16 protein-coding genes and 1 tRNA gene are annotated in these 13,438 nt (G+C 65.6%); 11 read left to right on the top strand and 6 right to left on the bottom strand.

Annotation, left to right across the window (positions count from 1 at the left end):
- Positions 1-57: 57 nt before the first annotated feature.
- Complete coding sequence (locus J6525_RS04575; RefSeq protein ID WP_225161893.1) at positions 58-948, top strand: DUF4339 domain-containing protein; 891 nt, start codon at positions 58-60, stop codon at positions 946-948.
- Positions 949-991: 43 nt separating this feature from the next.
- On the opposite strand, the gene tesB is transcribed toward J6525_RS04575, so the two are convergent.
- A complete protein-coding gene (gene tesB / locus J6525_RS04570) occupies positions 992-1,855 on the bottom strand; it encodes an acyl-CoA thioesterase II (protein WP_016841424.1) in 864 nt (287 codons plus the stop codon).
- Between the two features lie 117 nt (positions 1,856-1,972).
- Here tesB and J6525_RS04565 point away from each other — a divergent pair, with 117 nt between their 5' ends.
- Positions 1,973-3,193: a ubiquinone biosynthesis hydroxylase gene (locus tag J6525_RS04565; RefSeq protein ID WP_225642386.1), complete on the top strand. Its 1,221-nt coding sequence runs from the start codon at positions 1,973-1,975 to the stop codon at positions 3,191-3,193.
- 101 nt (positions 3,194-3,294) lie between these two features.
- Here J6525_RS04565 and J6525_RS04560 read toward each other — a convergent pair whose 3' ends face one another.
- Entirely contained in the window at positions 3,295-3,492 is a 198-nt protein-coding gene (locus J6525_RS04560; RefSeq protein ID WP_018269337.1) for a Trm112 family protein, read from the bottom strand.
- 107 nt (positions 3,493-3,599) lie between these two features.
- Positions 3,600-4,136: a TetR/AcrR family transcriptional regulator gene (locus tag J6525_RS04555; RefSeq protein ID WP_225642385.1), complete on the bottom strand. Its 537-nt coding sequence runs from the start codon at positions 4,134-4,136 to the stop codon at positions 3,600-3,602.
- Positions 4,137-4,228: 92 nt separating this feature from the next.
- Here J6525_RS04555 and J6525_RS04550 point away from each other — a divergent pair, with 92 nt between their 5' ends.
- The 6 genes from J6525_RS04550 (at position 4,229) to J6525_RS04525 (ending at position 9,596) form a co-directional block, all read left to right on the top strand.
- Complete coding sequence (locus J6525_RS04550; protein ID WP_092081260.1) at positions 4,229-4,579, top strand: hypothetical protein; 351 nt, start codon at positions 4,229-4,231, stop codon at positions 4,577-4,579.
- An 11-nt stretch (positions 4,580-4,590) separates the two neighbouring features.
- A complete protein-coding gene (locus J6525_RS04545; RefSeq protein ID WP_225642382.1) occupies positions 4,591-5,397 on the top strand; it encodes a crotonase/enoyl-CoA hydratase family protein in 807 nt (268 codons plus the stop codon).
- Positions 5,394-5,816, top strand: coding sequence for a PaaI family thioesterase (locus tag J6525_RS04540; protein ID WP_092081264.1), 423 nt, complete (start codon positions 5,394-5,396; stop codon positions 5,814-5,816). The genes J6525_RS04545 and J6525_RS04540 overlap by 4 nt, the downstream gene beginning before the upstream one ends.
- Before the next feature lie 161 nt (positions 5,817-5,977).
- Positions 5,978-8,512, top strand: coding sequence for a bifunctional diguanylate cyclase/phosphodiesterase (locus J6525_RS04535; RefSeq protein ID WP_225642380.1), 2,535 nt, complete (start codon positions 5,978-5,980; stop codon positions 8,510-8,512).
- 222 nt (positions 8,513-8,734) lie between these two features.
- On the top strand, positions 8,735-9,031 hold the full coding sequence (locus J6525_RS04530; protein ID WP_092081268.1) for a PepSY domain-containing protein: 297 nt from the start codon (positions 8,735-8,737) through the stop codon (positions 9,029-9,031).
- 10 nt (positions 9,032-9,041) lie between these two features.
- Positions 9,042-9,596, top strand: coding sequence for a cytochrome b/b6 domain-containing protein (locus J6525_RS04525; RefSeq protein WP_225642378.1), 555 nt, complete (start codon positions 9,042-9,044; stop codon positions 9,594-9,596).
- Positions 9,597-9,666: 70 nt separating this feature from the next.
- On the opposite strand, the gene J6525_RS04520 is transcribed toward J6525_RS04525, so the two are convergent.
- Both J6525_RS04520 and trxA read right to left on the bottom strand, forming a co-directional pair.
- Entirely contained in the window at positions 9,667-10,341 is a 675-nt protein-coding gene (locus tag J6525_RS04520) for an LON peptidase substrate-binding domain-containing protein (protein WP_225642377.1), read from the bottom strand.
- Positions 10,342-10,371: 30 nt separating this feature from the next.
- Positions 10,372-11,292, bottom strand: coding sequence for a thioredoxin (gene trxA, locus J6525_RS04515; RefSeq protein ID WP_026192069.1), 921 nt, complete (start codon positions 11,290-11,292; stop codon positions 10,372-10,374).
- A gap of 258 nt (positions 11,293-11,550) precedes the next feature.
- Between trxA and J6525_RS04510 the strand changes: the two genes are divergently transcribed.
- Together J6525_RS04510 and J6525_RS04505 are read left to right on the top strand one after the other, a co-directional pair.
- A complete protein-coding gene (locus J6525_RS04510) occupies positions 11,551-12,006 on the top strand; it encodes an SRPBCC family protein (RefSeq protein WP_225642375.1) in 456 nt (151 codons plus the stop codon).
- A gap of 160 nt (positions 12,007-12,166) precedes the next feature.
- Positions 12,167-12,241 (top strand) — tRNA-Gly (locus J6525_RS04505).
- A gap of 158 nt (positions 12,242-12,399) precedes the next feature.
- Here J6525_RS04505 and J6525_RS04500 read toward each other — a convergent pair.
- Positions 12,400-12,666, bottom strand: coding sequence for a hypothetical protein (locus tag J6525_RS04500; protein WP_225642373.1), 267 nt, complete (start codon positions 12,664-12,666; stop codon positions 12,400-12,402).
- On the opposite strand from J6525_RS04500, the gene J6525_RS04495 reads away from it, so the two are divergent.
- Complete coding sequence (locus J6525_RS04495) at positions 12,665-13,177, top strand: DUF2865 domain-containing protein (protein ID WP_225642371.1); 513 nt, start codon at positions 12,665-12,667, stop codon at positions 13,175-13,177. The two genes, J6525_RS04500 and J6525_RS04495, sit on opposite strands and share 2 nt — an antisense overlap.
- Positions 13,178-13,438: the final 261 nt, after the last annotated feature.

The raw sequence follows: 13,438 nt of genomic DNA, 5'->3' as shown, positions 1-13,438 counted from the left end.
TGCTGGTTCGTTTCGCCTATCGCGTGTCCCTGCGCGCGCGCCCCGAGGAAACAAGAAATGTCGAACCGAAACTGGTTTTATGCATCCGAAGGCCAGCAAAAGGGCCCCCTGCCTGAAACCCAGCTCCGCGACCTGATCACCCGGGGCACGGTGGGGGCCGACACCCTGGTGTGGACTGAGGGCATGGCTGGCTGGCAGAAGGCCGGGGAGATTCCGGGCCTCGTCCCGAGCGCCGGCGCGCCGCCGGCATTTCCGCAGGCCGGCGGACCGCCGCCGGTGGTGGCGTCCGGAAGCTATAGCGGCGGCACGCTGTCCGCCGACTTCCCGATCTGGGGCCTGTTCGGCCGCAGCCTCTTGATGTTCATCGGCCAGATTCTCGTCATCCCGGCGCCGTGGACCGCGACCGGCCTCTACCGCTTTGCGATCCCCTATATCCGCGTGCCGGGCCGGCCGCATTTCGCCTTCACCGGACAGCCGCTCGACATCTGGTGGGTCTTCATCGTGCTCGGCCTTCTGACCTATGCCGGCGCGGCCAACAGCAACATCGTGACGCTGCTCTCGCTGCTGTTGCAGGGCTTCCTGAGCTGGATGATCGTGCGCTGGATCATCGGCCATCTCAGCTCGAGCGGCCAGGACCTGCCGATCTCGTTCAAGGGCAGCCCGGTCGCCTATGTCGGCTGGTACGTGGCGATGGTGGTCTCGGCCATCACCATCATCGGCTGGGCCTGGGTGCTGACCGCCTGGATGCGCTGGATCTGCCGCAACATCGACGGCACGCGCCGCGAGGTCAGCTTCAATGCGTCCGGCATCGAGGTGCTGTGGCGAACCATCGTGTTCACGATCGCCTGCGGCTTCCTGATCCCGATTCCATGGGTGCTGCGCTGGTACGGCAACTGGTTCGTCTCGCAATTCGCGCTGACCGAGCGCGGTGCCTACGCCGGCCAGTAAACGCGATCTCATCGTGCCGCCCGGCTCTGTTCGAGCGTGAGCTCTACGCCTTTCGCTCGCGCACCGATCCTTCTTGTGCGACGGACGCCACCAGCGTGCCGTCGGGCTTGAAGATCAGGCCGCGTGTCAGGCCGCGGCCCGACTGCGCGCTCGGCGAATCCTGCGCGTAGAGCAGCCATTCGTCGGCGCGGAACGGGCGGTGAAACCACATCGCGTGATCGAGGCTCGCAGGCATCATGCGCTTGTCGAACAGCGTGCGGCCGTAGCGCGCCATCACGGCATCGAGCAGCGAGAAATCCGACGCATAGGCGAGCGCGCACAGATGCAGCGCGGGATCGTCGGGCAGCTTGGCCGCGGTGCGGATCCAGACATGGATGCGGCCGTCGTCGATCTTCTGGCCGAAATAACGGCCGAGCTCGACCGGGCGCAGCTCGATCGGCCGGTCGCTCTCGTAATAGCGGCGGATGAACTCCGGCATCTCCTTGAACATCGGCTGCTTCGACACTTCCTCCGCGGTCAGCTTCTCCGGCGGCGGCACGTCGGGCATCTTCTCCTGATGATTGAAGTTGCTCTCTTCCTCGGCATGGAACGAGACCATGATGGAGAAGATTGCGTTGCCGTGCTGGATCGCGGTGACGCGGCGGGTGGTGTAGCTCTTGCCGTCGCGCAGCCGCTCGACCTGGTAGATGATCGGGATCTGAGGATCGCCAGGCAGAATGAAGTAGCAATGGATCGAGTGCGGCAGGCGGCCCTCGACGGTGCGGCAGGCCGCCACCATCGCCTGGCCGATCACCTGGCCGCCGAACACGCGCTGCCAGCTCGTCTTCGGGCTGTTGCCGCGGAACAAATTCACCTCGAGCTGCTCGAGATCGAGGATGGACAGCAGGTCGATCAGGCTCTTGGACATGGATAGGCCCCGGAATGACGATTGGGGCTGTTAGCCGCCCTTGTTTCTAAACTCTGTTTCGCCCAGCTAATATCAGGTAGCAAGTCTCCTTTGATGGCGTAATCGAGTAAGGATCGCATGCCGGCACAGCGAAGTATTGTCATCTGCGGGGGCGCATTTGCAGGGTTGGCGCTGGCGGTGGCGCTGCGCCAGGGGCTTGGGCCCGACATCCCGGTCATCGTGGCCGATCCGGCGCTGAGCCAGCGCCCGAGCCGCGATCCGCGCGCGACCGCGATCGTGGCGGCCTGCCGGCGGCTGTTCGAGACTCTCGGCGTCTGGGGCCAGGTGGCGCCGACGGCGCAGCCGATCACGGATATGGTCGTGACCGACTCCAGGCTGGAGGACGCGACGCGCCCGGTGTTCCTGACCTTCGCCGGCAATGTCGCGCCCGGCGAGCCGTTCGCCCATATGGTCGAGAACCGCTATTTGATCGATGCGCTCGCGAGCCGTGCCGAGGCGGAGGGCGTCGAGCTGCACGCCGCCGCGGTGTCGAGCTTCGCGTCGCGGCCCGACGGCGTCAGCGTTACGCTGGCCGACGGCACCGTGATCGATGCGAGCCTGCTGGTTGCCGCCGACGGCGCCCGCTCGAAGCTGCGCGAGCGCGCCGGGATTGCGACCCATGGCTGGGACTATAACCAGTCCGGCATCGTGGTCACGGTCGGGCACGAGCGCGAACATCACGGCCGCGCCGAGGAGCATTTCCTGCCCGCCGGGCCGTTCGCGATCCTGCCGCTGACCGGCAATCGCTCGTCGCTGGTGTGGACCGAGACTCGCAACGATGCCGCGCGCATTGTCGCCTTGAACGAAGAGCAATTCCACGCCGAGCTAGAGCAGCGCTTCGGCCTGCATCTCGGCGCGATCAAGCCGCTCGACAGGCCGCGCGCCTTCCCGCTCGGCTATTTCGTCGCGCGCTCGTTCATCGCCGAACGGCTGGCGCTGATCGGCGACGCCGCCCATGTGATCCATCCGATCGCGGGGCAGGGACTCAATATGGGCCTGAAGGATGTCGCGGCGCTCGCCGAGGTCGTGGTCGATGCGGCGCGGCTCGGCATGGACCTCGGCCAGGCCGACGTGCTCGAGCGCTACCAGCGCTGGCGCCGCTTCGATACGATGGCGATGGGTGTCGCCACCAACTCGCTGAACTTTCTGTTCTCCAACGAATCGACGCTGCTGCGCACCGTGCGCGACATTGGCCTCGGTCTCGTCGATCGCGCGCCGCCGTTGAAGGAGATGTTCATCCGGCAGGCGGCGGGACTATCAGGCGAGGTGCCGCGGCTGCTGAAGGGCGAGGCGCTTTAGCCCTCGTAGCCCGGATGAAGCGAAGCGAAATCCGGGGCCGGCCTTTCAGCGGTGCGACTTCCCCGGATTTCGCTGCGCTCGATCCGGGCTACGCGCTGACATCAATCGATCTTCCTCGCCTCTTCCGGCAGCATGATCGGAATGCCGTCGCGGATCGGGTAGGCGAGCTTGGCCGAGCGCGAGATCAGCTCCTGCCGCGCGGCGTCGAATTCCAGCGGCCCCTTGGTGATCGGGCACACCAGGATTTCCAGCAGCTTTGGGTCGGCCGTGCTCTCGAGGTGGTCGGTCGTGGAATTCATTGCGGGTCTCCGACTGGAGCGTTTTCGAGCGAAGTGGGCACCGGTTCGCGTGAAGAAAACGCGTCAGAATAAACTGGCCGTGATGTAGCACATCCAAATGTCAGCTGTCAGCGCTTCACCATCCGCAGCAGCTCATCGATCGCGGCCTGCTGACGCGGCTTCGGCAGCGCCTGCTCGGACAGCGCGTAGCCGATGAACGCCCAGTAGAAGATCTGCGCGCGGCCGCGCGCCACGTCGTCCGGGAATCCGGCCTGCCGCAGCAGGGTTTCGATATAGCCGATCCGGCGCTGGTCGACCTCGAGCACGGCGGCGCGCGCCGCGGCATCGGCGGTGGCCCAGCTGCGCACCGCGCGTTCCAGCGCCAGCCGCGCCGAGAAGGCACGGCGCAGCAACAGCGCCAGCGCGTCGCCGCCTTCCGGAATGGTCTCGAGCTCGGCGATCACCTGCTCGGCCGCGACCTCGCGCCAATGGGTGAGGATCGCCGCGCGGTAGGCGCCGATGTCGGCGAAATGCCAGTAGAAGCTGCCGCGCGAGACGCCCATGGCCTTGGCCAGCGGCTCGGCCTTGAGCGCCGTGAAGCCGCGCCGCGCCAGCGTCTTCAGGCCCTGATCGAGCCAGTCCTTGACCGAGAGCTGTTCCGTCATGGTTCCCCGTCCCGCCGCCACCATACACAAGTGTATTGACAGGCGCCAGCGGCCGGTATCATATCCATACAGTAGTGTATGGAGGCATCGCGATGCGTGATCTTCTGCTGCAGGGCGCCGGCGTCATCGCCATTCTGGTCAGCCTGATCCATGGCGTGCTCGGCGAGACCAGGATATTCGCGCGCGCCACCGTCGAGCCGCCGCGGCTGCGGCTCTTGCTTCGCCTGGTCTATCAGGCCGGTACCGTCGCCTGGATCGGCGGCGGCGTGCTGCTGATCGCCGCGCCCGCGATGGCCTCCGATGCCGCGCGGCACTGGATCGTGGCGACGCTCGGCGTCGTGTTCGGCATCGCGGCGCTCGCCAACGCGGTGGCGACCCGCTTCCGCCACTTCGGCTGGATGGCGATGAGCGCCGTGGTGGCGCTCGCCGCCGCCGGCTACTAGCGAGGGCGATCATGACGACTGATCGCATCAGCCTCAGCATCGCCGATGGCGTCGCGGACGTCAGGCTCAACCGCCCGGACAAGCTCAATGCGCTCGATCCGGCGATGTTCGCCGCGATCGCCGAGATCGGTGCGCAGCTTGCGGACAACCGCAAGCTCCGCGCTGTGGTGCTCTCGGGCGAAGGGCAGGCCTTCTGCGCAGGCCTCGACATGGAGCGGCTGGTCGCAACGACGGAGGGCGAGTCCATCCTGCCCTTTGCCGATCTCGGCCGGCGGACCCACGGCATTGCCAACTTTGCGCAGCATCTGGTGTGGCTCTGGCGCGAGCTGCCGGTGCCGGTGATCGCCGCCGTTCATGGCGTTGCGTTCGGCGGCGGCTTTCAGCTGATGCTCGGTGCCGACATCAGATATCTCGCACCCGGCACGCGCCTTGCGATCATCGAGGCCAAATGGGGGTTGGTGCCCGACATGGCCGGCACGCAGCTGATGCGCCATCTCGCGCGCGAGGATGTGGTCCGTGAACTCACCTACACCGCGCGCGTCTTTTCCGCGGACGATGCGTTTGGTCATGGCTTCGCCACCCGGATCGTCGAACAGCCGCGCGAGGCCGCGCTGGAGACGGCGCGCGTGATCGCGGACCGCAGCCCGGATGCGATCCGCGCCGCCAAGCGGCTGCTCAATCGTGCAGCCGATCGCGATGCGGCGACCGGACTCGCGGCCGAAACGGCCGAACAGGCGCTTCTGCTCGGCTCGCCCAATCACATCGAGGCCGTCAGGGCGAATCTCGAACGGCGGCCCCCGCAATGGAGCTTTACATGACGATTGGCCCGGGCTTCGATCTCGAACGTCTCGTTGCGACCAATGCGTCGGCGGCCTTCAATCGGCTTGCCGGCTTTGAGATCGTCTCCACCGGCACCGGCACGGTGGAACTGCGGATGCCCTGGCGCGACGATCTCACCCAATATGCGGGTCACCTCCATGCCGGCGTGATCGCGGCGCTGCTCGACACCGCCTGCGGCTTTGCCGCGGCGTCGATCGCAGGTTCCGTCACCGCATCGCATTTCTCGATGAATTGCCTGAAGCCCGCGCTGGGCCGCTGCTTCATCGCCAGAGGAACCACATTGCGTGCCGGACGCAGGCAGGTCTTCGCGCGCGCGGAACTTTTTGCGGAGAACGAGCAAGGTGAGACCTCGCTGGTTGCAACCGGTGAAACCGTGCTCGTTCCGCTGGCAGGCTGAGCCGCGCGGATCGCGCATCGTTGTGAAATTTATGGAGCCATCAATTTCGGTGCGGAATCGGCTTACGCGCGGATAACCATGCCACTGAAAGTTGCAGAATATTATCGAGAAGACAATTCAATCAGCCTAGCCTATGCGCACGGACAACCATGGACCGACGCATGTTTCGTGTTCTTACATGCCTTTCAGGTGAGCATGACTGGCGGCTCGTTCTGCTCGCCGGACTGGTCTGCTTCGTTGCTAGTATTGTGGCGGTCAATATTTTTCATCGTGCAATTGCATCGCAGGCGAGGACCCGGCTGATCTGGATTGCGATCGCGGGAGCCGCGATCGGCTACGGCATCTGGGCAACGCATTTCATCGCCATGCTGGCCTACGAGCCGGGAATCCCGACCGGTTACGGTATCGTCCTCACCGCGCTGTCGCTCGCCGCGGCGATGATGCTGACATCCGGCGGCCTCGGACTTGCCGCCAGCGACTCCAGCCGCTGGCGCGCGCCGGTCGGCGGCGCCGTGATCGGAGCCGGCATCGCCAGCATGCATTATCTCGGGATGTGGGCGCTGGAGGTGCCGGGCCACGTGGTCTGGTCGCTCGATCTCGTGGCGGCCTCCGTCGTGCTCGGCATGCTGTTCGGCTACGCCGCGCTGGCGATCGCGGTCCGCCGTCAGGACCGCTGGATGTCGCTCGTCGCGGCGCTGCTGCTGACGCTTGCGATCGTGTCGCATCATTTCACCGCGATGGGCGCGGTCGAGATCGTTCCGGATCCGTTGCAGGCTCCGGCGGCCCTGTCGCTCTCGCCTGCCTTCCTCGCCATCGTGATCGCCGGCGTGGCGCTGTCGGTGCTCGGGATGAGTCTGGTCGGGGTGCTCGCGGATCGCCGGCTGGCGCTTCGCACCCGCCGCTTCGAGGAGATCATCAGCCAGCTTTCGTCGGCGCGACAGCAGGTCGAGGCGTCGCAGAAGGAGCTGGAGGAGCAGAGGTTCCGGCTGGATACGGCGATCAACCACATGGGTGAGGGCCTCTGCATGTTCGATGCGGAGAAGCGCCTCGTCGTTTGCAATGATCGCTACGCCAAGATGTACCGGCTGCCGCCGGAATTGCTGCTGCCCGGCACGGCCCATCGCGAGATCATCAGGCATCGCATCGCCAACGGCATTCTCAAGGGCGAGACCAGCGACAGCGCCGCGACGCAGGTGCTCGCGACACTGAACGCGCTCCCGGCCGGCGAGATCAACAGCCGGGTCGACGAGCTCGCCGACGGTCGCCTGATCTGCGTGACGCGGCAGCCGATGCCCGGCGGCGGCTGGGTGGCGACGCATCGCGACGTCACCGAGCAGCGGCGCTCCGAGGCCAAGATCACTTATATGGCGCAGCACGACGCGCTGACCGATCTGCCGAATCGGGTGTTGCTCAAGGAATGGATGGAGCGCGCGCTCTCCGGTGCCCGGTGCGGCGGACCGAGCCTTGCGGTGCTGATGCTCGATCTCGACCGCTTCAAGGACGTCAACGACACGCTCGGGCACCCGGCTGGCGATGCGCTGCTGAAGTCGGTGGCCGCCCGCTTGCGCAGATCCGTCAGCGATACGACGCTGGTCGCGCGGCTCGGCGGCGACGAGTTCGCGGTGATCGACCATGTCAGCGATCCGGTCACGGAAGCGGGCTTGCTCGCCGAGAAGATCAGGAAGGCGCTCAGCGAGCCGATCGATCTCGGTGATCATCGGGTGACCACCACGACCAGCATCGGCATTGCGATCGCGCCGCGCGACGGCACCGATTCGGACGAGGTGCTGCGCAGCGCCGATCTCGCGCTTTATTCGGCCAAGAGCGGCGGGCGCGGCTCATTCCGCTTCTTCGAGCCGGAGCTCGATCGGCTGCTGCAGGCCCGGCGCAGCCTCGAGCGCGACATGCGCAGTGCGCTCGCCAATGGCGAGTTCGAGCTGCACTATCAGCCGTTCATCCACGTCGCGAGCGGGGAGACCTGCGGCTTCGAGGCGCTGCTTCGCTGGCACCATCCGCACCGCGGCATGGTATCTCCGGCGCAGTTCATTCCGCTGGCGGAAGAGACCGGCCTGATCGTGCCGCTGGGGGAATGGGTGCTGCGCACCGCGTGCGCGGAGGCCGCCAAATGGCCCGACGACCTCAAGATCGCGATCAACCTGTCGCCTGTGCAATTCAGGAGTCCGGAGTTGGTCCCGGTGATCGTGCACGCGCTGGCGAGTGCTGGAATTTCGCCGGAGCGCCTCGAGCTCGAGGTCACCGAAACGGCCATCATTCAGGACAGCGAAGCGGTGTTTACCGCGCTTAGCCAACTGCACGATCTCGGGGTGCGGATCGCGCTCGACGACTTCGGCACCGGCTACTCGTCGCTGAGCTTTCTGCAGAAGTTTCCGTTCGACAAGGTCAAGATCGACCGCAGTTTCGTGTCCGAGCTCTCGGGCGCGACCGACGAGTCGCGCCGGATCGCGCGCGCGATCGTGCGCTTTGCCGTCAGCCTCGGCAAGACCACGACGGCCGAAGGCGTCGAAACCAGGGAGCAGCTCGACATCCTCCGCGCCGATGCCTGCGTGGAAGTGCAGGGCTTCCACTTCAGCCCGCCGGTGCAGAGCGAGAAGGTCGCACAGATGATCGGCGGGCGAACCCCGGCAGCGGCCGAACGGCCTGCGGTCCGTCTCGCGATGGCGGGTGCCGCGTCCTGATCGATGGGCTGCGCCGGGCGGCCCCGATTCGCATGAGGCGTAAGGCCGCAGCACGCCTTCAAAACCGAACTGCGCGTAGAGCGCAAAGCGGTTTTGGCGACCGTTAGAATTCCTCTAAAGCCAGCCGTCGCGGCGCTTCCTTGACTTGGCAATCGCCTCAGCATTCTTCACGCATGTGCCCTGCGCGAAGGCGTTGTGGGTATGATTGTCAACGGAGGGGATATGCGCGTGAGAGTGATTTCGAGTGCTGCGCTTGCAGCATGCGTCCTTGGGAGCGTTCTTGGGCTGACCGGATCGGCGGCGTTCGCCGACGGCTACAAGAATTGCACCAAGCTCGACAAGGCGTCGTGGAAGCCGGCAAGCGAAGCCGAAGCCAAGGCCAAGGCGCTCGGCTACGAGGTGCGCCGGTCGAAAATCGAGGGCTCCTGCTACGAGGTGTACGGCGTCAAGGAAGGCAAGCTCTACGAGCTGTTCTACAGCCCGGAAGACCTCAGCCTGAAGCACACGATCGCGAAGTGAAGCAGGCGCGATGACGGAGGCGGCGCCGGGCGCCCGCGGCGCGACCAGCGTGCAGGTCTGGGACCTGCCGCTGCGGCTGTGGCACTGGGCGCTCGCCATCCTCGTCCTGGTCGCCTGGGTGACGCCCAGCACCCATGACCGGCTGCACCGGCTGGCGGGTTATTCGGTGATCGGGCTGCTGGCGTTCCGGCTGATCTGGGGCTTTGCCGGCACGCGCTACGCGCGTTTCGGCAGGCTCGGCGTTCGCCTGCGCGCCGCGCCGCGCTACATCTGGAATCTTCGCCGCGGCATCACCGGGCGCTATATCGGGCTCAACCCCGCGGGCACCGTGATGCTGGTGGCGCTGCTGTTCCTGCTTGCGATCTCGACAATCACGGGCGCGATGGAGGTCACCGTGACCTTCTTCGGTGTCTGGTGGGTCGAGGACACCCACGCCTATGCCTCGGATGCGGTCATCATCCTGGTCGCCCTGCACGTGCTCGGGGTCATCGTGATCGGCTTGCTGCAGCGTCAGAATCTGGTGCGCGCAATGTTCACCGGCCGCAAGCAACTGCGCAATCGCTGATGGGCGAGACGCTTTTTGGTCTGCCGCGCTTTCTTCACGCGAACCGGTAGCCGCTTCGCTCGAAAGCGCCTTACTGCACCGGCGGGTCGCCCGAGGTGCGCTTCTTTGCGAGGTCCATCTCGGTGACTGCGATCAGGATCTCGGCGCGGGTCTTCAGGTCCGGCGCCTCGAGCATCGCCTGCTTCTCGGCCGGACCATAGGGCGACATCATCGCCAGCGCATTGACCAGCGCCTCGTTGGGCGCGGACTCGATACCTTCCCAGTCGACCTTCAGATTGTTGGCTTCCAGGAAATCGGCCAGCACTTCGAGCAGCGCCTTGCGGTCGACGGCCTCCTCGCCCTTGCGCGCGGTGAAGTCGCCGACGAAGGAGAAGAAGTCGACCTTGCACTGCCGGTACGGCGTCTGCACGGTGAGCTCCTCGACCACCTTGAAGCGCGCGACGCCGGTCAGCTCCAGGATGTAGCGGCCGTCGCCGGATTCGGCGAGCTGGGTGATGCGGCCAACGCAGCCGATCCGGAACAGGGCCGGCTTCGCCTCTTTCTGCGAATGCGCCACGTCGGGCTGGATCATGCCGATCAGGCGATGGCCGTCGCGCAACGAGTCGTCGATCATCGCGAGATATCGCGGCTCGAAGATGTTGAGCGGCATCTGGCCGCGCGGCAGCAGCAACGCGCCGGGCAGCGGGAACACCGGGATCACCTCCGGGAGCTCGCCGGGTCCGCGATATTCGGCATTGATCGGCATCTGCGGTCCCGCTGCTGTGACGGGCGTGCTTTACGAGAACAGGATGGTCGACAACCGCTTGCGCCCCTCGACGGTTGCCTCATCGGTGCCGCCCCACGCCTCGAAGAACTGCACCAGCTGCTTGCGCGCGCCGTCGTCGTTCCACTTGCGGTCACGCCTGACGATGGCGAGCAATTGCTCGGTCGCTTCCGTGCGCTTGCCCATCGCATTGAGCGCGGTGGCGAGATCGAATCGGGCCTGATGATCGAGCGGGTTTGCGGCGACTTTCTGTTCCAGCTCCGCGACCGGGCCGACCGCTTCCGCCTGTTCGGCGAGATCGATCGCCGCCTGCACCGCCTTCACCGCGGCGTCGTTGCGCTTGGATTCCGGAACCATCGCCAGCGTCTGCTTGGCCTGCTCCATCGCACCCGACGTGACATAGCACTTGGCGAGGCCGGCGAGCGCCGCGATGTTGGTGGCGTCGTGCGCCAGCACCTCGGCATAGATCTGCGCGGCCTGGGCGGCGTCGCCCTCGGCAAGCACGGCGTCGGCCTCGGCCAGGATCTCGGTGAGGTTGGGCTCGCCGGCGGCCGGCACGCCCTTGGTGATCTTCTCGATGAAGGCGTTGACCTGGCTCTCCGGCACCGCGCCCATGAAGCCGTCGGCGGGCTGGCCGCCCACGAAGGCGATCACGGCCGGGATCGACTGGATGCCCATCTGGCCGGGGATCTGCGGATGCTCGTCGATGTTCATCTTGACCAGCTTGACCCGGCCCTTGGCGTTGCGAACCGCCTTTTCCAGGATCGGCGTGAGCTGGCGGCAGGGACCGCACCACGGCGCCCAGAAGTCGATCATGACCGGCTGACGGCGCGATTCCTCGATGACGTCCTTGACGAAGGTCTGGGTCGTCGTCTCCTTGATCAGATCGGGCGCTGCCTCGGGCGTGGGGCCGCCCTGCTCCATTATCGTCACGTTGTCCTCGCCTGCTTCTGAGGTCGGAAATCCGGTGGGCGTTCTAGCACGCCCGGAACGGCACGTTCAGCCGTTCTGTCAGCTAGAGCATGATCCCGGAAAAGTGGGAACCGGTTTCCGGGATCATGCTCCGTAAATGGCAGTCAGCCAGCAAAATTCAATCGCTTGGCCGCCTGTCCCGTTCCATCGGAGATCGGGTGGGTTGGTGCCGCGGAACGGCCGATGATGGCGATCCTTCATGACAGCAGGGGAGCGCCCGTGGCAAAGGCCTATTACAGCACGGTGTTCGAGCAGCCGGCCGGCGAGGTCTGGAAAATCATCCGCGATTTCAACAATTACCCGGTCTGGGTCCAGGGCGCGGGGGCGAGCGAGATCGAGGACGGCAAATCCGGCGATACCGTCGGGGCCGTGCGCAATGTGCTGTACCGGGAGCGGCGGATCCGGCAGCGGCTGCTCGCGCAGTCCGACGTCGAACGCTTCCAGACCTACGAATTCGTCGACACCCCGACCCTGCCGGTGGCGGATTTTAGCGCGACCCTGCGGGTAACCCCGGTGATCGACGGCGACCGGGCCTTTATCGAATGGTGGGCCGTGTTCGATTGCGACCCGACCCGCCGCGTCGAGCTGACGCAGACGCTGACCGGCTGGTTCGAGACCTGGCTCGAATCGCTCCGGGACGAGATGGCCCTGAGGCCGGTTCCGGCGGAAATCTAAAAAGAAATCGGCGGCACAGCCGGTTTCGGCCGATTCGGGGTCAATTTTTAGAGAAACCGTGCGATTTCGTGAGGTTCGGACCGCGCTCTTGTGTTGCATTCACAGACAGCTTTTGGCATAGGTCTGCCGTTGCCGGCGAGCGATCGCCGCCATTTCGGATGCGGGTGTAGCTCAGTGGTAGAGCACGACCTTGCCAAGGTCGGGGTCGAGGGTTCGAGCCCCTTCGCCCGCTCCAAAACTTCTCGCTGACCGAGCTGACAGTCTGATGAAGGCCCGCTGATGAGGCCAGCCCACTGGCGCGGGCTTTTTGCTGTCCGGCCCAAGGTCGCATCTCCAGGCCGCGATTGCGAGGTCAAGATGCCGCGGCCCCGCCGTGGCGGTTTCCGGCTTTTGTTAACCGGCAAACGTTGCATTCTCAAAACTGATAGAAATCTGTGGTTGTGTTGCCGTTGGAATGGCCGCCGCCGGTTTTGCCGGCGCGGCAAGCGCGTGAACGATGTCGATCAGTTGGAAGCCGGCTCCCGGATTAAATCGCCGCTCGGCTCGCGTAAACATTGCTGCGCTGGTCGTGCTCGTCGGCGTCTGGACATGTTCGGGCGCATCGGCGCAGCAATTGCCGAGCGACTCGGCGTATGCCCCGGCGCCCAGCTTCTCTCCCATGCCTGGCTTTGGGCCGGCGCCTGACTTCGAGCCGGCCGAACGGCCGCGAGCGCGCGTCTACATCACGGCGCGGTCGCTCCGGGGCGGCCAGCAAAATTTCTGCGTCAGGACCTGCGACGGCCGCTTCTTTCCGTTGCCGCGCGTCAGCGAGACGGCGGACGTCAAGGCATGCGAGGCGGCCTGTCCCGCCGCCGAGGTGAAGCTGTACTCCGGCTCCGATATCGACAGCGCCAGAACCGAAGCGGGCGAGACCTACAAGGCGCTCGCCAATGCATTCCGCTTCCAGCGCGAGATGGTGCCGCAATGCTCGTGCAGCGCCGGCGCGTCCACCGGCCTTTCGCCGATTGCGATCGAGGACGACATGACGCTTCGGACCGGCGACATCATCGCCGCCGATGACGGCTTCAAGATCGCGGCGATCACGAGCGGGCAGCGGCGCAGCGTGTTGTTCAGGCCGCTGTCGAAGGCCAAGGCGCAGGCGCTCGGTCTGGCGCGCCTGTCGTCGCGATAGAGGCGATCACGAGCGTTAGCTTCATTCGAATATCACGCTGCGGTGCAGAATGCCTTGTTATCAGGCAGGCTGCTCAGGAAAACTTCGTCTGAAATATCGTCTCAACTAGTTTTGACGCAGCGCACACCGGCGGACGCGCTTTTCAGCCTCGATGGATGTGCTACCATTTTGCCGTCTGACCTACCTCACAGACCGCCACCAGCATCTCTCAGGGCGTTCAAAATCAATAACAGGCAGGCTGCAACGGCTTGCGTAGGGGAG

Source organism: Bradyrhizobium australafricanum (assembly GCF_020329495.1).
In the GTDB taxonomy this organism is placed as follows: domain Bacteria; phylum Pseudomonadota; class Alphaproteobacteria; order Rhizobiales; family Xanthobacteraceae; genus Bradyrhizobium; species Bradyrhizobium australafricanum.
Note: the sequence above shows the minus strand (reverse complement) of the source record. Positions and strands in the feature narration are given on the sequence as shown.